We start from the raw sequence: 24,377 nt of genomic DNA, 5'->3' as shown, positions 1-24,377 counted from the left end.
GTATAATTCAAAACAATAAAAATCCAAAGGCACTGCCATGTTACATTTTCTGCGCCTCCTCCCCCTCTGGCTATTCTTGCTCACCACCGCACACGCCAACCCGCTTGCCCCCGAAAACGTCCCCGAACCGCTCAAAGCGTGGATAGGCTGGGTGTTGGATGGGCAAAAAGACCTGCAATGCCCCTACCTCTTCAACGCCGAAGAACGCCAATGCGCTTGGCCGGGACGTTTAGATTTGCAGCTTACTGCTACGGGCGGCACGTTCACCCAACACTGGGACGTCTACGGCGAAACCCAAGTACGCCTGCCCGGTGATGCGCAACACTGGCCTCAGCAAGTGCAAAACAGCACCAACACCCCCTTGGCAGTACTCGAAAAAGACGGCTATCCGGTTGTCACGCTCCCCGCAGGCAGCCACGATCTCAGCGGACAATTCGTCTGGGACAAACTCCCCGAAGCGCTCTTCGTTGCCCCGACCAGCGGCTTGGTGCAACTCAGCGTCAATAGTGCAAACATCGCCACTCCCGAATTCAACGCCACTGGCAGTTTATGGCTCAGCCAAACCAACCAAGAAGCCAGCGAAGACAACCTCGAAGTGCAAGTCTTCCGCAAAGTGTTGGATTCGCACCCTCTCGAAGTCACTACCCACATTCAATTGCGTGTCGCAGGCAAGCAACGCTACGCCGAATTCACCCCGGTCTTGCTGGACGGTTTTATCCCGCTGCACCTCGATAGTCCCTTACCCACGCGCATGGGGCAGGACGGCAAGCTGCAAGTTCAACTGCGCCCCGGCGAATGGACACTCAAACTCACCGGACGCGCCCTCACCAATGTCACCGAATTAGCCTTGCCCGTGAGTTCTACCCCTTGGCCTAGCGAAGAAGTTTGGGTATTTGAAGCCGACCCGACGATGCGCCAAGTGCAGGTCGAAGGCGTGAATAGCGTTGACCCCAGCCAAACCCGCTTGCCGGATACTTCGGCAAGTTTGCCTGCCTATCTGCTCACCAGTGGCAGCAAAATGACCTTGGCAGAACAACATCGCGGCATGGCAGACAGCCCCGCGCAACTCAATTTAACCCGCCAACTGTGGCTGGATTTCGACGGCAATGGCTACACCCTGCAAGACCAGTTGACGGGAACGCTGGCGCAACAGTCACGGCTGGAAGTGCTGTCCGATATTCACCTCGGCAGGGTCAGCATTGATGGCACACCGCAATTGATTACCCAACAAGCCGCAGGACAAGCCGCTGGCGTGGAAGTGCGCCAGCGTAATCTGGCACTCGAAGCCGATAGCCGTTACGAGGCAGCGCGTTCCAGCCCGCCGGTCAGCGGTTGGCAACAGGAATTGCAGCAAGTGACCACCACTTTGCACTTGCCGCCCGGCTGGTTGCTGTTTGCGGCGAGTGGCACGGACAATTTGCCGATGACTTGGTTGCAGCAATGGAGCCTGCTGGATTTGTTTCTGGTATTGCTGACTACGGTGGCAACTGGCTATTTATTTGGCTGGCAATGGGGAGCGGTGGCAGGGTTTGCCTTGTTGCTGACTTGGCATCAACCGAATGCGCCACGTTTGTTGTGGTTGAATCTGTTGGCGGTCACGGCGTTGCTGCGTTCCGTGCCGGAAGGAGCGATTCAACGTTGGCTGGGGCGTTACCGCTGGTTGAGCTTGCTGGGATTGGTGCTGGTGATTTTGCCATACACCATTGATACGGTGCGTTTGGCGCTGTACCCGCAGTTGGAATACAGCACCAGTGGTGGCATGAATGGCGTGGTCTATACCTCAGCCGCCGCGCCTGCCGCTGAGGAAGCGATGGATGCAGATGCGGTAATGATGGCAGATCAAGCCACTATGCCTGCTGCTCCAGCGCCTGCTCCCATGATGAAATCGGAGAATTATGCGCGTGAGAAAATGAGTAGTTTGGCAAACATCAGCGCGTATCCTGAGGCACGACCCGCCAAACAGCAGGCCAATCTGCGTGAAATCGACCCGAATAGCATGATTCAAACCGGCCCCGGCTTACCCACATGGCAATGGAATCAGGTGCGTCTGGAATGGTCAGGCGTGATTCAACCCGACGAACGCATGGGTTTGTGGCTGATTTCGCCGGTAGCACATTCGCTGCTCAAAGTGTTGGGGGTGATTATTATGCTGATTTTGGCGGCACGTTTGGCGTTGGTTTCCGGCAAATTGGCGGCGTTGTGGCAAGCGACCCAATCCGCCAAACGCGGTTTGTCCGTGACGTTGTTACTGGCGATGACCGTACCGTGGGTAATAGTAACACTGCCGCAAACTGCCTTGGCAGAATCGCCTGCTGTTGCCGCCATGCCTGTTGCACCCGCCAGCAATACACCCGACCCCAGTCTGCTGGAAACCTTGCAAGAACGTTTGCTACGTGCGCCGGAGTGTTTGCCTAATTGTGCGCAAATCGAGCAAATGTACCTGAATGTGGGGAATGACGGCTTGCAAATCCGGCTGCGGGTACACACGGCTACCGCCGTTGCCGTGCCATTGCCGGGTAGCCAAAGCACGTGGTTGCCACAAACCGTATTGGTGGATGCGCAACTGACGCAAGCCTTGCGCCGTGATGCTGAGCAACAATTGTGGGTAGTCTTGGCGCAAGGTCAGCACGAGGTGGTCTTGCAAGGCGCTATTCCCACGCGCAGCAGCATCGCGTTACCTTTGCCGCTGAAACCGCATCGCGTGACTTGGCAAGGCGATGGCTGGCAGGTGGACGGTATCCGCGACAACGGTGTACCCGAAGCCCAGCTTCAACTGAACCGCACCACCGTCAGCAGCGATAACACCGTGCAAGACATGCCAACCTTGCCCGCGTTCGTCAAAATTTCGCGACGCTTGGATTTGGGGTTGGATTGGTATGTTACTACCACCATCAGCCGCGTGTCTGACAGTGCCGCACCGATCAGCTTGGCGATTCCGTTGCTGGCGGGCGAACAACCGTTGAGTGAGCAATTCACCCTCAAAGATCAGGCACTGCAAATCAATCTCAAACCGCAGCAAAACACGTTGGAATGGACATCACGGCTGCCGCAGACCGCAGCATTGCAGCTTACCGCCAGTCAAAACAACGCTTGGTTGGAAGAATGGCGCATTGCTGCCAGCCCGGTATGGCACGTCGATGCCACGGGTTTGCCTGCCAATGCTTATGAAGAAGCCGACGCACAAGGCACGTTATTGTGGAAGCCGTGGGCAGGCGAAACCTTGAGTTTGGCGGTTAACCGTCCGCAAGGCACTGCCGGGCAAACCGTGACGCTGCTTGCCAGCCAGATGCAGGTCGAGATTGGCAAACGCGCCCGTGATGTCAGCTTGCGCCTGAATTTGCACAGCAGCCGGGGTTCACAACACAGCATTAGCCTGCCAGAAGACGCGGTGGTGCAAAGCTTGACGATTGATGGCACGAAACAAGCGATTCAACAGCAAGCGGGCAAGGTGATCCTGCCGTTATTGCCGCGCAAACAAGAGGCGGTGCTGGAATGGCAGGAAAACGGCGCATTGCCTTTGCATTACACCTTCCCGGCGGTCGATTTGGGTTTGCCGAGTGTTAATAGCGAATCACGCTTGCAAGTGCCGCAAGACCGTTGGGTATTGTGGACGCATGGGCCTTTGCTGGGGCCTGCGGTGCTGTTCTGGGGCATGGTCGTGGTGTTGCTGGTGTTTGCGCTGGTGTTGGGGCGTTCCAAAATTACCCCGCTAAAAAGCTGGCAATGGTTCTTGCTGGGCATTGGTTTGAGCCAAAGTACGCCGTTTTTGATGGTGTTAATGGCGTTTTGGCTGATTGCTTTGGCGTTGCGGAGCAAAGTGTCACGCGCTGACTGGGCGCGACCTTATTGGCAATTTAATCTGATGCAAGTGGGTTTGGCAGGCTTGACCTTGGTGGCGTTAGCGACTTTGGTGGGGGCGGTTGCCAATGGCTTGCTGGGGTCGCCGGATATGCAAATCACTGGCAACGGTTCGTGGGCACAACAATTGCAATGGTATCAAGATCGCGTGGCAGGGGTATTGCCACAGGCAGGTGTGATCAGTGTGCCGATTTTGTATTACCGCTTGCTGATGTTGGCTTGGGCGTTGTGGTTAGCTGTTGCCTTGCTGGGGTGGTTGCGTTGGGGCTGGACTGCCATTAACCACGGCGGTTTGTGGCAGCCTCATATTTCTGTCACCCAAACACCTACCGTCAGCGTTGCACCCGCAGGCCCGATGAATGCGCCTGCCACGGGTGGCACGGATTCGGGCTGACGGGCGACAGCTACCGCAATGTGGTCGGTTCCCACGATGGTGCCGACGGTGGGGTCGAAGCCTTTCCAGCCTGCGCCGGGTAGGAATATTTCTGCCCAGGCATGGGTTGCGCCGAAATCGGTCGGTGCCAGTTGTGCGTGCAGGTAGCCGCTGACAAAGCGGGCGGCAAAACCTAAACGCCGTGCCGTTTCCATAAACAGATACGCCGAATCACGGCACGACCCCGTACCACGGGTGAGCGTGTCGTTCACGGATTGCACGCCCGGCTCTTCACGTAACTGATACTTCAGGGTTTGTTGGATGCGTTCGGCAAGGCGTTTTAATAAGCTGTACGTCTGAATTTTTTCACCCGGTTGCCAGAGGCTTGCGACCCATTTTTCCAGCAAGGCACTGGGTGGATCGCCTGCTTGTCGGTAGGGGGCTAATACCGCTTGATCATCCGGCAGGTAGGTGAACGGGTAATAGGTGGCGTAATCGGCGACCAAAAAATCCAGTGGGGCTTCGTTGTATTGCTGGATGATGATGGTGCTTTCTATCACCAGTTGCGTGGTCGGGGTTTTGAACGTGGCAATGGCGACCGAATTGTCCTCCACATCCCGATGCCAGCGCAGGGTGGCGGCAGGCGTGATGTTTAAGTTGGAGGATTCGATGCGTAATTCGTAGCCTTCGCGGGGGCGTAAGCGCAAGGTGTGCGGTTCGAGGCGCACCATGCCGGGGAAGTTGTAATAGGTGCGGTGTAGGATTTTATAGCGTTGCATCAGCCGTTATACCCCACACCCAATCGCGAATTTCTGGCATATCTTGTCCGTATTTGCCGATGTATTGTTTGTGTTCAATCAACTTGTCCTTGAGTTGCTGCTTCAGGTAACTCCCCTTATCCCCTGTTTGCGGCAAGCGGTCAATGGCATCCATCACCAAATGGAAGCGGTCAAGATCATTCACCACCGTCATGTCAAACGGTGTACTGATCGTGCCTTCTTCTTTGTAGCCGCGCACATGGAAATTCTCATGGTTGGTACGGCGGTACGTCAGCCGATGAATTAGCCACGGATAGGCATGGAAGGCGAAAATCACCGGCTTATCCTTGGTGAAAATCGTGTCGAAATCGGCATCGCTCAAGCCGTGCGGATGTTCGCTTTGCGGTTGCAGTTTCATCAAATCGACGACATTGACCACGCGGATTTTTAGGTCGGGTAAGTGTTCGCGCAAGATTGATACCGCCGCCAACGTTTCCAGCGTCGGCACATCGCCACAACACGCCATGACTACATCGGTTTCGTCGGTTTGGTCGTTACTTGCCCATTGCCAGATGCTGATGCCTTGGGTGCAATGTTTGACGGCGGCTTCCATCGACAACCATTGTGGGGCAGGATGTTTGCCCGCAATCACCACATTGACGTAATGGCGGCTGCGTAAGCAATGATCCATTACCGACAGCAAGCAGTTGGCATCCGGCGGAAAATACACCCGCACAACTTCGGCTTTCTTGTTTACTACATGGTCGATGAAGCCGGGGTCTTGGTGGGTAAAACCGTTGGCAGTTTGCCGCCAGACGTGCGAAGTCAGCAGGTAATTCAGCGAGGCAATCTTGCGCCGCCAGGGTAGGTTTGCAGTGACTTTCAGCCATTTGGCGTGTTGGTTGAACATCGAATCAATGATGTGGATAAAGGCTTCGTAGCAAGTGAACAGCCCGTGCCGCCCGGTCAGCAAATAGCCTTCCAGCCAGCCTTCGCACTGGTGTTCGCTGAGCATCGAGTCCAGCACCCGCCCGCTGGGGGCTAGGAATTCGTCATTTGCTACAGTTGCAGCATCCCATTGACGTTGGGTGACTTCAAACAGGGCTTCGAGGCCGTTGGACAGTGTTTCGTCAGGGGCGAAGATGCGGAAATTGCGTTGTTCACCGTTCAATGTTGCCACATCGCGCAAAAAACGCCCCAGTACGCGGGTATCGCCAATACCGCTTACACCCGGCGTGGGTACATCCACCGCGTAATTTTGGAAATCCGGCATCCGCAAATCGCGCAGCAAGATGCCGCCGTTGGCATGGGGATTTGCACCCATACGCCGTTCACCCGTGGGGGCAAGTTCCGCGAGTTCCGGCTGCAATCGTCCGTGTTTATCGAAAAGCTCATCGGGACGGTAGCTTTTGAGCCAATCTTCCAGCAATTGGAGGTGTTCGGGGTGCGCCACTGGGTTGGAAAGGGGTACTTGATGCGCCCGGAATGTGCCTTCGATTGGTACGCCATCAACTACTTTTGGCCCTGTCCAGCCTTTGGGGGATACCAGCACGATCATTGGCCAGCGCGGACGGGTCAAATCGCCGTGGATACGCGCTGCTTTCTGGATCGCTTTAATTTGCGCTGTCACCGTGTCGAGCGTTTCTGCCATTGCTGCGTGCATCAACGTCGGTTCGTCACCTTCCACGAAGTACGGTGTCCAGCCGTAGCCGCGCAATAACTGTTCCAGTTCCTCGCGGCTGATGCGGGCAAGCACGGTTGGGTTGGCAATCTTGTAGCCGTTGAGGTGCAGGATCGGTAGCACCACGCCATCCGTCACCGGATCAAGGAATTTGTTGGAATGCCAAGACGTTGCCAGCGGCCCCGTTTCCGCCTCGCCATCGCCGATCACGCAAGCCACCAGCAGATCGGGATTGTCGAATACTGCGCCGAACGCATGGCTCAGCGAATAGCCCAGTTCGCCGCCTTCGTGGATTGAACCGGGGCATTCCGGCGAGGCATGGCTGGGAATACCGCCGGGAAACGAAAATTGCAGGAACAGCTTTTGCAACCCCGCTTCGTCTTGGCTGATGTCGGGGTAGATTTCGCTGTACGTGCCTTCGAGGTAGGTATTGCTCACCACCGCTGGCCCGCCGTGTCCGGGGCCAGAGATGTAGAGCATGTCGAGATCGTATTGTTTGATAATGCGATTTAAATGCACGTAAATGAAGTTTTGTCCGGGCGTTGTACCCCAATGCCCCAGCAGAGTGTGTTTCACATCCGCCAGTGTCAGTGGGCGTTTGAGCAGCGGGTTGTCGAACAGGTAAATCTGTCCGACGGAGAGGTAATTAGCGGCACGCCAGTAAGCGTCCATCCGACCTAGTAGTTCGGGGGAAAGAGTGGTAGTCATGGTTTGAAATTCCTTATTCGGCATTACGTTGCGCCAATATTGTTAGCAGCTTGTCGAACGGTTTATTGAATTTTTCGACACCTTCGTCTTCAAGCTGTTGGGTTAATTGGTCAAGGTCGATGCTCAGCGCGGGTAGTTGTGCCAATACGTGGCGGGCTTCGGCGACACCTTGTTCGAGCTGCGCTTGCGGTTCGCCGTGATCGCGGTAGGCGTTCAGGGTTTCCAGCGGCAGGGTGTTGACCGTATCTGCGCCGATTAAGGCTTCGACGTATTTTATATCGCTGAATGCGGGATTTTTGCTGCTGGTACTCGCCCATAACAGCCGTTGGACGCTTGCGCCTTGAGCTTCCAAGATTCCAAAACGATCACTATTAAAGATTTCTTGGTAGATTTGATAGGCGATTTTCGCGCTGGCAATCGCGACTTGCCCGCGTAATGCTTGTGCCGCTGGGGTTTCTAACAGCGGGTCTAGCAACGCATCAATGCGGCTAACAAAGAAACTGGCGACGGAGGCGACTTGCTGCACGGGTTCGCCTTGCGCGAGGCGGGCTTCAATGCCAGCGATGTAAGCCTCTGCTACCTGCCGATAGCGCGGCAAGCCAAACAGCAGGGTGACGTTGACGTTAATGCCTTCGCTGATGAGTTGTTGGATGGCGGGTAATCCGGCGGTAGTCGCGGGGATTTTGATGAAGACATTCGGGCGGTTCAAGGCTACCCACAAGCGGCGTGCTTCCTGCAATGTGCCGTCGGTATTGTGCGCAAGGTGCGGGTTGACCTCTAAACTAACGTAGCCGTCTTTGCCGTTGGTGCGGTCGTAAAGTGGGCGGAAGGCATCAGCGGCGCTTTGCACGTCTTGCTGGCTGAGGGTTTCGTAGATGGCTTCGGCACTGTTGCCTTGCTGTGCCAGCTCGCGAATAGCAGTGTCATAAGCTTGGCTGTCGCTAATCGCTTTCTCGAAAATCGCAGGGTTTGAGGTGATGCCGCGTAGTCCGTCCTCCTCAATCAAACGCCGCAGTTCGCCGCTAGTAATCAAGTCGCGGCGGATGTAATCCAGCCAGATGGACTGACCGAAGGTTAATAATTGATGCAGGGGATTGTGGTTCATAACGCCGTCCCAAAGCCTTTATCGACATCCATTTGCAATGAGGGTAAACCGGCTAAAGCATGGATGGTGCGGATCACGCCTTGTCCGGTTGGAAACAGTTCTTCCAGATACTTGCTACCACCTTTATGGGCAAAAGCCTGATCGAGGAAACGCACATCGTTGTGAATCTCCTGACTCTGGTCATTGTCGGTATTTTCCTGATAATGCTTGAACAGGGTGTCCACCACTTCAAGCACTGCTGCGCTGGGGGTAACATTCAGGGAGGCGGCATTTTGCTTTACCCGCTGGTGAATTTCTGTCAACGATACGTCTTCAATCGAGTGGTACAGCAGCCTTTCATTTTTTGGGCCAAGATTTGACATGACGACACCTTTTTAAACGGTATTTTTTGAACATAACAATGCTCTATGATTTTCGATAAAAACACATAAGTTTTTACACTGAATGCTAGATAGTTTTTTAGATAATAATAAAAACTAGGTTGGTTTTCATTAGGCGCTAAATTTGCTTATGTTGCAAGCTTCTGTCATTCTTAATACAGAATCTACTTATTTTAATAAAATACATATTTCCGTAACATAATAATCATTACAGGGAGAAAGTGATGGACACTGCTGTTTCTGAGCCTCGCGCTAATCTGCCCGTAGCAGAACCGGGTGCTACGTTTAAACAAGTTTTAAAAGTGGATGCTGTGCTGTTTATCGGCATTATTTTTCTGGCTTTGTTGGGCGTGGGTATTACCAATTACCGCGTAGACAATGCTTACAGCTATTGGAGCTATATGCTGGTATTTCTAGCGTTGATGACGACAGCGTGGGGAAGCTGGCGCTCTAAAAAGCTGGGGCTGTTAAAGGGCGGTAAGCTATTGTATCAGCAAGCTATTTTGTGGGGTGCGGCATTGGTTGCTGTGGCGGTCATTTACCGACTGCTTGAGGCGGGGCGTATTAATGTGGATACGACGGGTCTATTGGTATTATTGATGCTGACTTTCGCTACCTTCGTTGACGGAATGCTGGTGTCGTGGAAATTGTACGTGGTAGGTGCGCTATTATTGTTAACGTTATTAATGGCTGCTTATGTTGGACAATTTCTGTGGATTATTCTATTAGCCGCCGTGGTATTAATCGCACTGGTTTTGCTTTTTGTGGTATGGAAAATACGTTCTTACTCTAATGATTGATTTAAAACATACAATGCCACTGTATTGTGGTATCAGATGATTAATCCTATTAAACGGCAGAGTGTGTGATGGAATATAAGGATTATTACCAAGTTCTGGGTTTGACCAAAGAAGCTACGCAGGATGACATTAAGCGTGTCTACCGCAAATTGGCGCGGAAATACCACCCCGACATCAGCAAGGAAGTGAATGCCGAGGAGCAGTTCAAGGAAGTGGGCGAAGCCTACGAAGTCCTGAAAGACCCGGAAAAACGCGCCGCCTATGACCAGTTGGGCGAAGACTTGAAAGCCCAACGTGATGTCCGTCCGCCGCCCAGTGGTACTGCGGGAACGGGTCAGTCTGCCGATTTTGATGATTTCCTTGCCAACCTGTTTGGTCAACGTGGGCGTGCTAATGCGGGGCGGACACAATCCATGCAGGGTGAAGACAGTCACTTCAAGGTGTCGATTGATTTGGAAGATGCTTATCGAGGGGCGACGCGCAGCTTGAATTTGCGCTCTCTCCAGCAAGAACGCACCCTCAACGTCAAAATCCCCAAAGGGGTCAAGCAAGGTCAGCACATTCGTTTGCAAGGGCAGGGCAGCCCCGGCATTAACGGTGGTGCGGCGGGCGATTTGTATCTGGAAATCGCTTTCAACCCGCATCCACTGTACCGCGCCGAGGAACTGGATGTTTATCTGGAATTGCCGATTGCCCCGTGGGAAGCCGCGTTAGGTGGCAGTGTCAAAGTACCAACCCCAGACGGCGCGGTGGATATGAAGATTCCGCCCAATTCATCCACAGGGCGCAAGTTGCGCTTGAAAGGGCGCGGCATTCCCGCGCAAACACCGGGCGATTTTTACGTCACCCTCAAAGTAGTGATGCCGGATACCCTCAGCGACAAGGCCAAAGCCCTGTACAGTGAATTGGCGCTGGAACAAACCTTTAATCCGCGTGCCGGAATGGGAGTGTGAGTGATGCAAACCGCTTTGAATGAAATAATCGGCAGGATTCTGGAAGACGATGCACTGTTTTCGCTAGAGGAATTGTGCCGTTCTTGCAGCCTGCTACCCGAACAGCTTTTGGAAATGGTGGACGAGGGGATTATTGAACCCATTGATTACCAGCAAACCACCACGAGTTGGCTGTTTGCAGGCAATAGCGTGGTGCGGGTGCGTACTGTAATCCGGCTTCAGCGCGATTTAGGTGTTAATTTGGCAGGCGCTGCTTTGGCAATAGAATTGCTTGATGAAATTAAAGTTTTGCGAAATAGCCCCAATAGGGTCATTAAACGTTAAGCTTTAATTCTCAATAACAAAAGAGTGCTGGCTATTTGTTTTTTATCGGATTATTCTGGAATTGAATAATTAATCCAATAATTTTAATTCAGGAGAAATTCAAAATGGAATCTTTTGTTGCAAAACAACCAATGGCGGACGAATCCCGTCCCACCGAGAAGTTATTTACAGGATTAGCCGTTAATCACGTCAATCCAAGTGCTATTAAAGAATGGCTTAGCGCAGGCTGGCAAGATATTTGGAAAACCCCTGCGGCAAGTTTGTCCTATGGGATTATTTTTGCGCTAGTGGGCATTGTGCTTACGCTGATATTTCGTAGTAATCCTGTTTTTGTTATTACGCTATCCACCGGTTTTTTATTAGTTGGTTCGTTTATTGCGGTAGGTCTTTATGACTTAAGCAGACGTATTGAACACGGTCAGCCACCGACTTTTATGCATTCTTTGTCTGTTATTAGCCACAATGTATTTGGTCTGGGTATTTATGCCGTCGCGCTGAGTTTTGTCATGTTATCTTGGGTGCGTATTACTACGGTATTTGCTGGCTTAATGGCGACGAGTACAACCGTCACTGGCGACGGTTATGGTCACTTGTTTACAAGTTTGCTAACGATGGATAACGGTTGGCTGTTCATTCTCGGTTTTATTGGCGTAGGCTTGTTATTTGCCAGCATCGCTTTTACGACGGGTGTGGTGACTGTACCTTTGTTGTTGCACAGAAAGATCGACATTATGACGGCGAGTGTCACCAGCATTCGTGTTGTTAAGCAGAACCCTAAAACCATGCTGCTGTGGGCAATGACCATTGTGGCGATTATCGGCTTGGGTATTGCGACGTTTTATATCGGTTTGATTATAGCGATGCCGTTAGTGGCTCATGCCAGTTGGCACGCTTACCGTGATTTAGTTAAAGATTAAGGAGTAGAAAATGTCTAGTGTCGGTTATCACGAACCTGCGGAAGAACTCTCCGCTGAAACCCGCGATATGCACCGTGCCATCGTGTCGCTCATGGAAGAGCTGGAAGCGGTGGATTGGTATAATCAGCGGGCGGATGTGTGTAAGGATCAAGAACTCAAAGCCATTCTGGAGCACAACCGTGATGAGGAAAAAGAACATGCCTCGATGGTGCTGGAATGGATTCGGCGTAAAGACACACGGTTTTCCAAAGAACTCAACGATTATTTGTTCACTGAAAAACCTATCGCGCATCACTAAGCGAGGTGCATGAAACAACTTCCCGAAGAGGGCGTATACAATACGCCCCTACAGAGGATGGTTTTCGTAGGGGCGTATTGTATACGCCCTCTTCACATGACCACTGACCCAACGCAAAACTTCCAGACTCACACCAATCCCCAACACCAAAGCCATGCCTGCCACCAGTTGGGGAATACCCATGATGCTAAACCCCATAATGTTGCGCAGCACGGGAACGGTAAATACCACCACGAGCAATAATCCCACCGCGCCAAACATCCGCCAAATCCACGGATTACTTGCCGTCAAACCATGCAGCAGCGTCCGCGCCGCATCACGATTGGCAAGAATGAGCAGGCACAAACCCAGCACCAAGCCCATGAACATTGCCCCGCGTATTTCTTCAGCCTGAAAGCCTTGCCCATCCAGCAGCCAATACCCCAACAGCAACACTTCCGCCACCGCAATGCCTTGTAGCAACGGGTAAAGCAGCGCACTAAACGCAAACGGTGAATCGCTTAGTTTGCGCGGCGGGCGCGTCATAATGTCGCTGGCTTCCGGTTCCGCCTCGAACACAATCGAACAGGCAGGGTCGATCAGCAATTCCAGCAACACGATATGCACCGGCAGCAACAATATCGGCCAATGCAATAACGCCGGAATCAGTGCCAACACAATGATCGGCATGTGTACCGCGAAGGTGAACGCGGTGGCCTTGGTGATATTGTCATAAATGCGCCGCCCTTGCCGAATCGCCGCGACAATGCTGGCAAAACTGTCATCCAGCAGCACCAAGGCGGCGGCTTCGCGGGCAACATCCGTGCCGCGTTCGCCCATGGCAATGCCAATATTGGCGGCTTTGAGTGCGGGTGCGTCGTTGACCCCATCGCCGGTCATGGCGACCACTTCACCGTTTTGTTGCAGTATCTGCACCAGCCGCAGTTTTTGTTCGGGTTGCAAGCGGGTGAACATATCCACTTGCTGCAACTGTTCGTGCAATTCGGCATCGCTGAGTGCCGCCACTTCCGCGCCCGTCATCACCGCCGTGCGGGTACTCAAGTTGACTTGTTGCGCAATCGCCCGTGCGGTGGCGGGGTGATCGCCCGTCATCATGATAATGCGTACCCCGGCGGCACGGCATTCGGCAATCGCGGCGGGTACTTCTGTTCGTGGCGGGTCAACAAATCCCACCAGTCCCAGAAAGGTAAAGGTGAAATCGTGTTGGCTGGGCGGCAATTCCTTGCTTTGCCACTGACCTTTGGCAACGCCTAACACGCGCAAGCCGCGCTCTGCCATGCTTAACACTTGCTGGTGGATCGTGTCGCGTTCAGCAGCGGGCAGATGGCATAAATCCGCCACGGCTTCGGGCGCACCTTTGCACGCCAGCAAATGCGTGTTGGGGTCATTGCTGGAAAATACCTGCGTCATCGCCAGTATTTCGGCTGACAGGTCGTACTGAAATTCGGGTGCTTGCGAATGCCAATGTTCCGTACCCTTCAGCCACTGTTGCGCGAATACCCGAATGGCTTTTTCCATTGGGTCGAAAGGGTCGAGCGGCGTGGCTAACAGGGTGAATTCGGCGAGTTCATGGAAAGTTTCTGGCAGGGCGTTTGCGCCTTCATTGCGGAAAGTTGTACCCGCTGCCACCAGTTCTTCCATCTTCATGCGGTTTTGGGTGAGCGTGCCGGTTTTATCCACCGCCAGCACCGTGATTGCGCCCAAGGCTTCGACCGCTGACACCCGCCGCGTCAAAACTTTTTGCTTGGAAATGCGCCATGCACCTAACGCCAGAAACACGGTCAGGATGACGGGAATTTCTTCCGGCAAAATCGCCATTGCCAGCGCAATGCCGGATAACAAACTGTCCAGAAACGCCCGTCCGTCCCACAGCCAGCCCAGCAATACTAGCAGCGTGGCGAAGGTCAAACCCACGATGGTCAGGATGATAATGAGCTTGCGCGAAGCTTGTTGCAGACCGGATGGGGCTTCCTGCGTCGAGGCCAAGGCTTGCCCGATGCGCCCGACAGCGGTATTCACACCAATCGCGCTGACTTCCGCCATCCCCACGCCTTTGGTGACGACGGTGCTGGCAGATAAGGTGGTTGAAGGCGACTTATTGACCGGCACAGCTTCACCCGTGAGCAGCGATTCATCCACGCTCAATTGCCCATCCAGCAGCAAAGCATCGGCGGGGATGCGGTCGCCTTCGTGCAATACCAGCACATCGCCGCGTACCACTTCACGCCCCGGAATGCGGATTTCCTGCCCGTCACGTACCACCAAGGCACGCGGCGCAGACAGGTCGCGCAAGGATTCCAGCGCACGTTGCGTCTTGCGTTCTTGCGCCAGGGTAATGCCAATCACAACGAAGACGAAACCGAGCAGGAATGAGGCTTCGGCACGATCCCCCAACGCAAAATAAATGCCACCCGCACCCAATAGCATCAGGAACATGGGTTCGGTAAATACGCTCAAGGCGATGGCAAACATGGATTTGGGGACGCTGCCGGGGAGCATGTTTTCGCCGTCGCTTGCCAAACGGCGGGCGGCTTCGGCTTGGGTAAGGCCAGTTAAGTTTTTGTTCATAGTCTTGTTATACACCGGTCGAGTGATATATGGAAATCAATAAGTTATGAATTTTGAAATCATTGAGTTGAAAAAAATTTCAATCAGTAATTATTCAGTAATAGCAATAAGTATTTGCTATGGTTGAGTACGTCAGCGCGTTGATGATAAAGTGTTCAGATTGAATTCATTTTGGCGGAAAATAGGGCTATGTCAGAACAGATTGCGAACGATAAACTTGTACCAGTTAAGGATTTATTGAATAAAAAATTCTTGATTCCCTCCTACCAACGCGGCTACCGTTGGACATGTCGTCAGGTCAATGATTTGCTTGATGATATTTTAGAATTCTCCAAAAATAATGTAGACAGTTACTATTGCCTACAACCTTTAATTGTTAAAGAAATAGAAAATGGTGAATATCAAGGTTTTTGGGAGGTTATAGATGGTCAGCAACGTTTGACAACTATACATATTATTTTTAGTTATTTATCATTCAAAGAAAAACTCCCTGTTTGTATTGATCTTGAAAATTTTGAAATTCGTTATGAAACTAGAGAGCAACAAGGACATAGTAGTGCGGTTTTCTTGAAAGAAATCAATGAAAAGTCAAAGCCTGAATCAGAAAATAATGTAGATTTCTTACATATGTTTTATGCCTATAACACCATAGAAAAATGGTGTGAAATATATGAGATTAATGTTGGTGATCTGCTAAATAACGTCAAATTTATTTGGTATGATGTTAATAAAGAAGAAGATTCACATGAGGTCTTTGCCCGCTTCAATATGGGAAAAATCCAACTGACCAATGCGGAACTTATTAAAGCATTGTTCTTGCAACAAAAGAATTTTGGTGATCATGCGGAAACTATTAGACGTAAACAACTCGAAATAGCTATGGAGTGGGATACGATTGAACTTTCTCTGCAAGATGATGATTTTTGGTATTTTTTGAATAAGAAGAAGTGCGAAACACCGACCATAATTGAGTTTATCTTTGATTTGATTTCAAAAAAACAAGAAAAAAGTGATAAAGACCATTCATTTAGGTACTTTTACGGTGAATTAAAAGCGAAAAATGGGATTCAATTATCAAAGGATCTTCATGAAGAATGGATGAAAGTGAAGAATTATCACTTAGTTTTCAGAGAGTGGTTTGAAGATGATGAGCTTTATCAAATGGTTGGTTTTCTGATTGCAGCAAAAAAGTGTGAAATTAGTGACTTGAAGATAGAATATGAAACTAAGTCAAAAGTTGACTTTAAGACGGATTTGAAAGAAAAGATAAAAAATACACTAGAACTCAGTAAGCCAAAATCGGATTTTATCGATGGATTAAGTTACGATAAAAACAAGGAATTAATTAAAAATATTCTGTTGTGGTTCAATATAAAGCATACATCCCTTCAATATGAAAATAATAAAATATATCGCTTCCCATTTGGATATTATAATCGTGAGAATATATCATGGAGTTTGGAGCATATCCATGCTCAAAATTCTGAAGAGTTGAAAACCAAAAAGGAATGGGAACGCTGGTTTAAAGATCATCATGGTGTTTTAAAAGAGTTGCAGGAAAAAACAAATCTTCAAAGTGAAATTGATAAAAAGGAAGTTGATAAAATTATTCATGAATTATCAAATTTTTATGATGATGAAAACGAAAAATTAAATGGAATAAGTGAACTTAAGGATGAGCAGGAAATTAGTCGTGACATTATAGATCAGTATTCAAAAATTAAAGATATGGTTTTTTCCTTATTTGATAAATGCTTTCATCATAATCTACACGGAATAGGTAATCTTGCATTATTGGATAGTCGTTCAAATACAAAATTGAGTAATTCAATTTTTATAGTAAAACGCCAAAATATTATTGATATTGATAAAGCTGGATCACGTATTTTTGTCCCTCCATGTACTCGGTATGTCTTTATGAAATATTTTACTAAATATCCCTCTCAGTTTTATTACTGGGGTAAAAATGATGCGGATGATTATATAAAGGCCATTAAAGTAACTTTAGAAGCATCATTGCTAGCTGATGAAGGTAAAAATAAATGAATTTTTATAAACTTATCGATAAATATACCATTTTGATACCTATGATCCAACGTGATTATGCCCAGGGAAGAAAATCAGAAGAAAGAATTAGAGAAGACATTTTGTCTTGCATAATTAAAAAAATTGATACTGGTTTGCATCTTGATTTTATATACGGTTCTGTTGATGAGAATCTGCTCATATTTACGCCTTTAGATGGTCAGCAACGTTTAACAACGTTATTTCTATTGCATTGGTATGTAGCAGCAAGAGGTAAGCATTTGAATGAAAAGGATAAGCTGAAAAAATTTCGATACGAAACAAGAATAAGTTCTACAGATTTCATTACAGCACTGGTTGATAGTATTGGAAGTATCACAATAAAAAATACATCCAAGAAAAAACTTAGTGAAAAAATCAAAGATTGCACATGGTTTTTTTCATCTTGGGAACATGACCCAACAGTATCAGCAATGTTAGTAATGCTAGATGCAATTCATGAGAAGTTTGGTAGCAAAATTGATTCCTTAGTAAATCTTAAAAAGATAACATTCGATTTTATAAATCTTGATGATTTTAAGCTGACTGATGATTTGTATATAAAAATGAATGCAAGAGGTGTTCCACTGACACCGTTTGAAAACTTTAAAGCCAAGTTTGAAAAAATTCTTGAGTCAGAAAACTTAGAAAATAAGCTTTTTGTAGATACCAATGAAACCTTGAGGAATTATTTCTCAAGAAAAATTGAAACTGACTGGGTAGAGAACTTCTGGGATTATAAAACAGAAAAAAGCATTTGCGGAATGTTATATAAAACTATTGATGAAGCATTTATGCGTTTCTTTTGGTATATTACTGAAATGCTTTATTTTAAGAATAATCTTGAAGAGAAAAATACGTTTTCTTATGATACAGATGGTAATCCAGTAATTGACTATGATCTTATTAATTTGGTTTACCAAGATTCTTCCTCAGTAGAGTTTTTGTTTCAATCTTTAAATAACATTAAGATTTTAAATGAAAAAATCGAGGAGACATGTTCCTATAATCAAGATAATTCTGGTAAAAATAGAGTGGCTCTTTTCAAAAAAGAGTATAATTTTCTAACTAGATCAGTAGAAAATGAAAAACTAACAGATTATGAGAAATTAACATTATTTACAATAGTTTTCTATGTCAATGAATTATCTTTTGATTATCGGGAATTTACAGATAATTTGCGTGATCTGATTCGAGTTATTAGAAATTTATTACATCAAGTTAGAGAGTGGAGAGATAATAAGGCTCAGTTTAAACTAGAGCTAGATACATCTAAATATCATTTGATTTTAAAAGCCATTTTCAATAATTTTGTTAGCCGCAGAAACATTTACGAAATACTTTCATCGGCTCAAGTTCTAAATGCTGCAACAGAGGCTTTCAAAGGTGAGTATTTCAATTATGAGAGGGAAAAAGCTTCGATTATTGTCAATAATAATGCAATGCGGAAAATTATTTTTAAGTTAGAAGATCATCGTTTAATTAAAGGATCAACTCATAATTTTTATCTAGAAGATATAAAATTGTTAGAAGGTCGTGTGCGGGCGTTTTTTGATATATGGGGTGCTGAAAAATCTAATAGAGACCGAGAGATAGTGGAAAGCTTTCTGGGTATTATTGATTATTCTGTGGATATATGGAATGGACATGGCAAATTCTTTGGTGGTGATGGTGGTTGGCGATCTATACTAACTTTTTTCAAGAAAAATAATAAGTTGGTAAAGTTTTTAGATGTTTATAATGAGTGCTCTAGTTTAGAATCAATTAAGTGCAAATATTTACTTGACACAACTACGCAAAAAGATTGGCGTTACTATTTTGTAAACTATTCCAGTATGACAAAAGCAAAAGACTATCATCTTTTGTATGCATGGATTCCCAGTGAGAAAAATGGTTTTTCAATTAGACATTTAAGCCAATATCAATTTAATGGTTATCATATTAATCCTTATGTAAGAACGGTAATCAATATAATCAATGATCAAAAGATTTGTTGCATAGATAGTTCTCGCAGTAAAACAAGTGACCGCAGCCCACTGGAGCTAAAGAAAAATGATTTTACTTACAAGTGCCAAGTTAATGGTTATGTTCGCGGCTATTATCTGGCGACCGGGGCGGGTGCTATTGGGCGCGTTGTTAATGGTAATGTTCGGGGCTATTATCTACAATTATTTTGTGAAGATAAGGGATGGAGAGTTAACCCTGCTCTATCCTCTATTAACCAATGTAGTCAAGTTAAACCAATAGAGGACAGTAATGGTTATTTTTATCTAAAGCCAACTGAAACCATGGATATGATCGAAGTTGCCGTTGCTTTTATCTGCGAATTATATCAGCTAGAAAATCCATTAGATAAAAATAAAGTGGTCGATAGTTATGCAGAGGTTGTTGCATGAATGACCTCAGACTTGTGATAGCTCGTGCTAAACTCTCTGCATACCCCAACCCAAATATTGCCATATTATGATCCAGTTTCCTTACGGTATCAGTGATTTCCGACGCATTCGCTCCCAAGGCATGTTGTACCTTGACCGCACTGCGCACATCCCCGCGATAGAAGCCGCTGGGGATCAGTTGGTATTCTTGCGCCCGCGCCGGTTCGGGAAATCCCTGCTGTTGTCAACGCTGGCGAATTACTACGACCGCCACACGGCAGATGAATTTCCAGCGCTATTTGGCGATCTTGCCATCGGTAAAAATCCTACCGCCGAACGTAACCAGTACCTGATTCTGCGTTGGGATTTTTCCAAAGTCTCGGCTCAGGGGGATCTTGCCGCGATTACTAGCAACCTGTTCCGCCACCTGAACGAGTGCATCAAGGGTTTTGCCCAAAAATATCAGGCACTGATCCAGTTCCCGATTACGGTTTATCCAGAGGATGCGCTGGCGAGTTTTGATTCTTTAGCCAATAGTGTGAAAAACAGCGGGCATACCGTCTACCTGCTGATTGACGAATACGACAATTTCGCTAATGAAATTCTCACCAGTGACCCGCATGATAGGTTACGTTACCACGACTTGCTGGAAGGCGAGGGCGTGTTGAAAACCTTGTTCAAAGTCATTAAAGCGAGTGCGTCCGAAGGCAAAATTTCGCGGGTATTCATTACGGGCGTTTCCCCTGTGGTGTTGAGCGACATGACCAGTGGCTACAATGTAGCCACCAGCATTTATTTGGAAGAAGACTTCAATGCGCTTTGCGGTATCCATGAAGCAGAATTACAGGGGCTGGTGCAACAAATCCAGCAAGGTCATGGTTTAGCCGAAACATCAATTGCCGAAGTCATGGAAACATTGCGCCGCTTTTACAATGGCTATCGCTTCTGCAATGATTTGACCCAAGCCACGGTGTATAACCCAACCTTGTGCTTTTACGCTTTGCGCCATTACCAGAAAAAAGCGCAACTGCCCGATCAAATGCTCGACGGCAATCTAGCGATGGATGCGGGGCGCATCCGTTACATTGCCAACCTGCCAGCAGGCGCGGCGGTGATTGACCAAATTCTGGATGAAACCCGTACCACCCCTCTGCGGCAACTGGAAACCCGCTTCGGGGTAGAACAATTGCAACGGGTGCAACATGACCCGACCTACATGCTCTCCCTGCTGTATTTTTTTGGCGTGTTAACCATAGCGGATGTGGATGGCATGGGGCGGCTGGTGTTGGCAATTCCCAATTTGGTCATCCGTGGTGTGTATGTTGAGCAACTCAAAGAACAAACCTTGCCGCGCTTTGAAGACCAGCAAACCGCGCAACACTTGGCAGAAAACTTTTACCAGACGGCTGATTTGCAGCCCTTGGTCGAATTCGTCGAGAATAAATATTTTGCCGTATTCAGCAACCGTGATTACCGCTGGAGCAACGAACTCACGGTGAAAACCGCCTTCATGACGCTGCTGTTCAACGATCTGTATTACATTATGGATTCGGAAGCGGTGATTCAGCGGCGTTATTCCGACCTGCTGATGATTATTCGCCCCAATATGCGGCGTTTCCCGCTGCTGAAAGATATTGTATTGGAATTCAAATACGTGTCACTGGCAGATGCCAAACTCACAGCGGAGCAGGTGCGCGGGCAATCACGCGAAACCTTGGCAGCGTTACCTGTGGTGCAAACGGCAATGCAGGCGGCGTTAACCCAGTTGCGGGATTATCGCCAAGCATTGGAAACCAAATACCAGCAACCTGAGCGTCTGCACTGTCTGGCGGTGGTGGCACTGGGGTTTGAGCGGGTGTTGTGGGAAGCGTGCTAACATGCGCGAACATTGGCTTTATCCGAATCAATGCGCCCATCCACCAGTTCAATAATGCGGTCGCAACGTTGCGCCAAGCGCGGGTCATGGGTGACGATTAAAAAACTGGTATCGCTGGCTTCATTCACGCGGCGCAGCAAATCAAACACATTGTCGGCGGCTTTGGTATCAAGGTTGCCGGTCGGTTCATCCGCCAGCACCAGTGCTGGTTGCATCACCAGCGCACGGGCAATGGCGACGCGCTGTTGTTGACCACCGGATAAATCATTGCTCATGTGTTTGCCCACGTCGGTCAGCCCCACTTGCTCAATCAATTCGGCAGCACGTAAACGCATCGCCTCATCGGGTCGACCCCGTGCCGCCAGCAACGGCAACATCACGTTTTCCAATGCGGTAAATTCGGGCAACAGATTGTGGAACTGGAACACAAAACCAATCGCTTTGGCGCGTAACAAGGTCAGTTCCCGATCCTGCAATTGCGTCGTCGGCTGCCCCGTAATCAACAATTCACCCGCCGTCGGTTTGTCGAGCAAGCCAATCATGTTCAACAGCGTGCTTTTGCCCGACCCAGAGGGACCAATCAGCGCGACAAATTCGCCGCGTGCAATGGTTAAATCCAGCCCGTGTAGCACTTCGGTTTCAGCAGGCAAGCCGACGTTGTAGGCTTTGCGGATGCCTTTGAGTTGCAGGGTAATGGCGTTAAAGTCAGCCACGAATGGCCACCGCTGGGTCAAGCCGCGCCGCTTGCAGGGCAGGGAACAAGGCAGCGAGTATCCCCACCAGTGTTGCGCCTACGGCTGCGTACACAAACAGCATCGGGTCAAACGTAATCGGGAAAAGTTGCGTGCCGTCCGCGTTAATGGCGATAGTGCGCCACGCGATTAAGAATAGCCAACCGACGAATGCACCCAACAGCGAACCGATCAAACCCGTCAATGCGCCTTGCAGCAAGAACAGCCGCAGGATTTGCCGCCGCGATGTACCCGTCGCCCGCAAGATGCCAATCGCTTTGGATTTTTGCACCACTGATACCACCAACACGCTGGCAATGCCCAAGGCAGCAGTCAACCCGACGAAAAAGCGGATCACATTATTTGACATACCTTGCGCTTCCAGTGCGCTAAAGAATTGCGCATTGGTGGCAATCCAACTGTCAACTTTCAAGCCGGTTTGTGCCTGAATGGTTTGCGCCATGGTTTCGGCAGTAAACGGCGCATCCAGATTGACTTCGACGCTGGTGACACCGCCCGCCAAATCGAGCAGGCTTTGCGCGGTGCGTAACGCAATGTACACCGAGCGTGAATTCATCCCGCTATTGCCGTAATCGAAAATGCCGCGAATGCTCAAGGTTGCCGTGCCGCCAGAAGCGGTTTGCAAATTGAGTTTGTCGCCTGTCCACACGCCCAAATCTTTCGCCAAATCTAGGCCGATCAAGATGTCCGTGCCAGTAATATTGGCTGTGCCTGCGATGATTTTGCTATTGAGGGCGATGAGTTGCAAATAGGTTTCTGGTTCAATGCCGGTCAAGCCAACGGCTTTGTTAGCCTCGCCGCGCACGATAAAACCCGCACCCGATACCACTGGGGCAACGACGCTAACCCCGTCCATCTTCGCTACTTGCGCGAGGACGGTTTGCCATTGATCGACCGACTGCAAGCGTTGCGCCCGTGGTTGTACCAGTGTAGCAAGCATCACCCTGCCCCCCGCTTGATGCAGCGGGCGTGACACTTCTTTGGGCGGCAGAATGATGATTTGCGCTTGAAAATCCAGCGTGCGTTTGAACAAATTGGTTTGCAGCCCGCTAATCAGTGCAGAAATGAACACAATCACCGACACGCCGAGTGCGACACCCGCCATGATCAGCAAGGTTTGCATCCGTGCTTGGCGCATGAAGCGAATCGCTAAAATCCATTCAAACGGCATGGCTGAATTCATGGCGGCAATGTCACCCGCACGCGCTGATCGGCTTTGATCAGGGCTAAATTTGCCGGAATCACCGCTTCACCGGCGGCGAGACCGCTTAACACTTCCACGTTTTCATCGCCGCGCAAACCGAGTGTGACGGTTTGTTTCAGCGTGCGGTTATCGCGCACCACCAGCACCCACGGCGCATCGCTGCTGGGTTCGTGCAGCGCACCCGTGGGGATTACCAATGCATCCGGCTTTTTGGCAGTTTCTATATCGACTGAAACGGTCATGTCTTGGCGCAAATAATCCGGCGGCTCTTTGACGCGCAGTTTTACCTCCACCGCGCCGCGTGTGGCATCCACGCCGGGGTTGATGTAGGCAACTTCGGCATTAAAACGCTGTTGCGGGAAGGCATCGGCGGAACTCAGTGCAACTTGTCCGACGGCAAGTTTTCCGAGATTTTTTTCGTCGATTTGCACTTCGATCTGGGTTTCACCTTGTGCTGCCAATACCATGAGGGCTTTGCCAGCGGTGGCAATATCGCCCGGTTCAATGCTGCGGCTGATCAGCGTGCCGTCGGCGGGGGCGAGGATAGCGGTTTGCGCCAGTTTGACTTGCGCGAGTTGCAAGGAAGCGCGGGCTTGGTTCAGGGCGGTGGTGGCGAGTAGCGCATCGCTGCCTTTGGTTTGGTTGCTTTGCACTTGTAGTTGGGCGGCCTCCAGCTTGCTGTTGGCAACATCCAGATTACGCTGGGCGGTGTCCAGTTCGGTTTTGCTGAGGTATTTTTGGCTGTTAAGTGTGCGGACGCGGGTCAGTTGTTGGCGGGTTTGTTCGACATCGGCTTGGGCTTGACGCAGTGCTTCTTGCGCGGTGGGTAGCGCGACTTCGCGTTGTTGGCGCAGTTTGGCTTCGGCGAGTGCCACGGCGGTGGTGGCTTGGGCGAGGCTGGCGCGGTCGGTGCTGTCTGCAAGCTGGATTAACAAATCGCCGCGTTTGACCGCTTGACCTTCTTTAACGGGAATGTGAGTGACGCGCCCCGTGATTTCCGCCGCGACGGAGATACGTTGCGGCCAAGTGACGCGCCCACTGGCAACGACGGTTTGGCGTAATTCGCCTTGAACGACGGGGTGGGCTTCAACGGGTGTGCCGAAGAGCAGATTGCGTGCGAAATAGCCGCTGAGGAGTAGCACAATCGCGATCACAAGGGCGGGGCGATAGAAGCGTTTCATTAAGTGATGTATCCATGCACAGTATTTTGTTGCTCCTTGAGTAGACACTCACCATCGGCTTGATTCCCAAAGAAGCCAGAATTGAGGGGGCAGGTGGATGGTGGCTTCCAACCCTGATCTGGTTCAGGCTCAGGCAGTGTGGAACAAGCCGTTACACTGAATACTATAGCCGTTAAAATGGCTGCTCGTGCAGCCAATAAAT

The 24,377-nt window shown here is 49.6% G+C and carries 17 protein-coding genes; 9 read left to right on the top strand and 8 right to left on the bottom strand.

Annotated elements, in window-relative coordinates; translation table 11 throughout:
- Positions 1 to 37 precede the first annotated feature (37 nt).
- On the top strand, positions 38 to 4,252 hold the full coding sequence (locus HMY34_RS00365) for a hypothetical protein (RefSeq protein WP_202717195.1): 4,215 nt from the start codon (positions 38 to 40) through the stop codon (positions 4,250 to 4,252).
- Here the strand turns inward: HMY34_RS00365 and HMY34_RS00360 are convergent.
- From HMY34_RS00360 to HMY34_RS00345, 4 genes are read right to left on the bottom strand one after another with little or no spacing between them, the layout of a single operon-like run.
- Positions 4,162 to 5,010, bottom strand: a complete 849-nt coding sequence (locus HMY34_RS00360) for a transglutaminase family protein (RefSeq protein ID WP_202717194.1) — start codon at positions 5,008 to 5,010, stop codon at positions 4,162 to 4,164. The genes HMY34_RS00365 and HMY34_RS00360 overlap by 91 nt on opposite strands.
- Entirely contained in the window at positions 4,997 to 7,378 is a 2,382-nt protein-coding gene (locus HMY34_RS00355) for a phosphoketolase family protein (protein ID WP_228287938.1), read from the bottom strand. Before HMY34_RS00355 ends, HMY34_RS00360 begins: the two co-directional genes overlap by 14 nt.
- 13 nt (positions 7,379 to 7,391) lie before the next feature.
- Positions 7,392 to 8,483 carry a transaldolase gene (gene tal / locus HMY34_RS00350; RefSeq protein WP_202717192.1) on the bottom strand — a complete coding sequence of 364 codons (1,092 nt, stop codon included), beginning with the start codon at positions 8,481 to 8,483 and terminating at the stop codon, positions 7,392 to 7,394.
- On the bottom strand, positions 8,480 to 8,845 hold the full coding sequence (locus HMY34_RS00345) for a hypothetical protein (protein WP_202717191.1): 366 nt from the start codon (positions 8,843 to 8,845) through the stop codon (positions 8,480 to 8,482). Before HMY34_RS00345 ends, tal begins: the two co-directional genes overlap by 4 nt.
- A gap of 242 nt (positions 8,846 to 9,087) precedes the next feature.
- Here HMY34_RS00345 and HMY34_RS00340 point away from each other — a divergent pair, with 242 nt between their 5' ends.
- From HMY34_RS00340 to HMY34_RS00320, 5 genes are all read left to right on the top strand, one after another.
- Positions 9,088 to 9,663 carry a hypothetical protein gene (locus HMY34_RS00340; protein WP_202717190.1) on the top strand — a complete coding sequence of 192 codons (576 nt, stop codon included), beginning with the start codon at positions 9,088 to 9,090 and terminating at the stop codon, positions 9,661 to 9,663.
- Between the two features lie 68 nt (positions 9,664 to 9,731).
- Positions 9,732 to 10,616 (top strand): DnaJ C-terminal domain-containing protein, encoded by an 885-nt coding sequence (locus HMY34_RS00335; protein WP_202717189.1) that lies wholly within the window; start codon positions 9,732 to 9,734, stop codon positions 10,614 to 10,616.
- 3 nt (positions 10,617 to 10,619) lie between these two features.
- Positions 10,620 to 10,940: a chaperone modulator CbpM gene (locus tag HMY34_RS00330; RefSeq protein ID WP_228287937.1), complete on the top strand. Its 321-nt coding sequence runs from the start codon at positions 10,620 to 10,622 to the stop codon at positions 10,938 to 10,940.
- A gap of 104 nt (positions 10,941 to 11,044) precedes the next feature.
- Positions 11,045 to 11,857 (top strand): DUF2189 domain-containing protein, encoded by an 813-nt coding sequence (locus HMY34_RS00325; protein ID WP_202717188.1) that lies wholly within the window; start codon positions 11,045 to 11,047, stop codon positions 11,855 to 11,857.
- 10 nt (positions 11,858 to 11,867) lie between these two features.
- A complete protein-coding gene (locus HMY34_RS00320) occupies positions 11,868 to 12,155 on the top strand; it encodes an encapsulin-associated ferritin-like protein (protein WP_202717187.1) in 288 nt (95 codons plus the stop codon).
- Between the two features lie 48 nt (positions 12,156 to 12,203).
- Here HMY34_RS00320 and HMY34_RS00315 read toward each other — a convergent pair whose 3' ends face one another.
- Positions 12,204 to 14,723: a cation-translocating P-type ATPase gene (locus tag HMY34_RS00315; RefSeq protein ID WP_202717186.1), complete on the bottom strand. Its 2,520-nt coding sequence runs from the start codon at positions 14,721 to 14,723 to the stop codon at positions 12,204 to 12,206.
- Between the two features lie 189 nt (positions 14,724 to 14,912).
- On the opposite strand from HMY34_RS00315, the gene HMY34_RS00310 reads away from it, so the two are divergent.
- The 3 genes from HMY34_RS00310 to HMY34_RS00300 all read left to right on the top strand — a co-directional run bounded on the left by HMY34_RS00310 (position 14,913) and on the right by HMY34_RS00300 (position 21,038).
- Positions 14,913 to 16,769, top strand: a complete 1,857-nt coding sequence (locus tag HMY34_RS00310; protein WP_202717185.1) for a DUF262 domain-containing protein — start codon at positions 14,913 to 14,915, stop codon at positions 16,767 to 16,769.
- Positions 16,766 to 19,183, top strand: a complete 2,418-nt coding sequence (locus tag HMY34_RS00305; RefSeq protein ID WP_202717184.1) for a DUF262 domain-containing protein — start codon at positions 16,766 to 16,768, stop codon at positions 19,181 to 19,183. The genes HMY34_RS00310 and HMY34_RS00305 overlap by 4 nt, the downstream gene beginning before the upstream one ends.
- Positions 19,184 to 19,250: 67 nt before the next feature.
- Complete coding sequence (locus tag HMY34_RS00300; RefSeq protein ID WP_202717183.1) at positions 19,251 to 21,038, top strand: AAA family ATPase; 1,788 nt, start codon at positions 19,251 to 19,253, stop codon at positions 21,036 to 21,038.
- On the opposite strand, the gene HMY34_RS00295 is transcribed toward HMY34_RS00300, so the two are convergent.
- From HMY34_RS00295 to HMY34_RS00285, 3 genes are read right to left on the bottom strand one after another with little or no spacing between them, the layout of a single operon-like run.
- Positions 21,035 to 21,751: an ABC transporter ATP-binding protein gene (locus HMY34_RS00295; RefSeq protein ID WP_228287936.1), complete on the bottom strand. Its 717-nt coding sequence runs from the start codon at positions 21,749 to 21,751 to the stop codon at positions 21,035 to 21,037. The two genes, HMY34_RS00300 and HMY34_RS00295, sit on opposite strands and share 4 nt — an antisense overlap.
- The gene (locus HMY34_RS00290) at positions 21,744 to 22,973 is read right to left on the bottom strand and encodes an ABC transporter permease (RefSeq protein ID WP_202717182.1); all 1,230 of its coding nucleotides are present in this window, start codon (positions 22,971 to 22,973) and stop codon (positions 21,744 to 21,746) included. The genes HMY34_RS00295 and HMY34_RS00290 overlap by 8 nt, the downstream gene beginning before the upstream one ends.
- Positions 22,970 to 24,175, bottom strand: a complete 1,206-nt coding sequence (locus HMY34_RS00285) for an efflux RND transporter periplasmic adaptor subunit (protein WP_202717181.1) — start codon at positions 24,173 to 24,175, stop codon at positions 22,970 to 22,972. The genes HMY34_RS00290 and HMY34_RS00285 overlap by 4 nt, the downstream gene beginning before the upstream one ends.
- Between the last annotated feature and the right edge of the window lie 202 nt (positions 24,176 to 24,377).

This window comes from Thiothrix subterranea, assembly GCF_016772315.1.
GTDB lineage: Bacteria > Pseudomonadota > Gammaproteobacteria > Thiotrichales > Thiotrichaceae > Thiothrix > Thiothrix subterranea.
The sequence above is the reverse complement of the archived record's forward strand: the minus strand, read 5'-3'. Positions and strand labels throughout refer to the sequence as shown.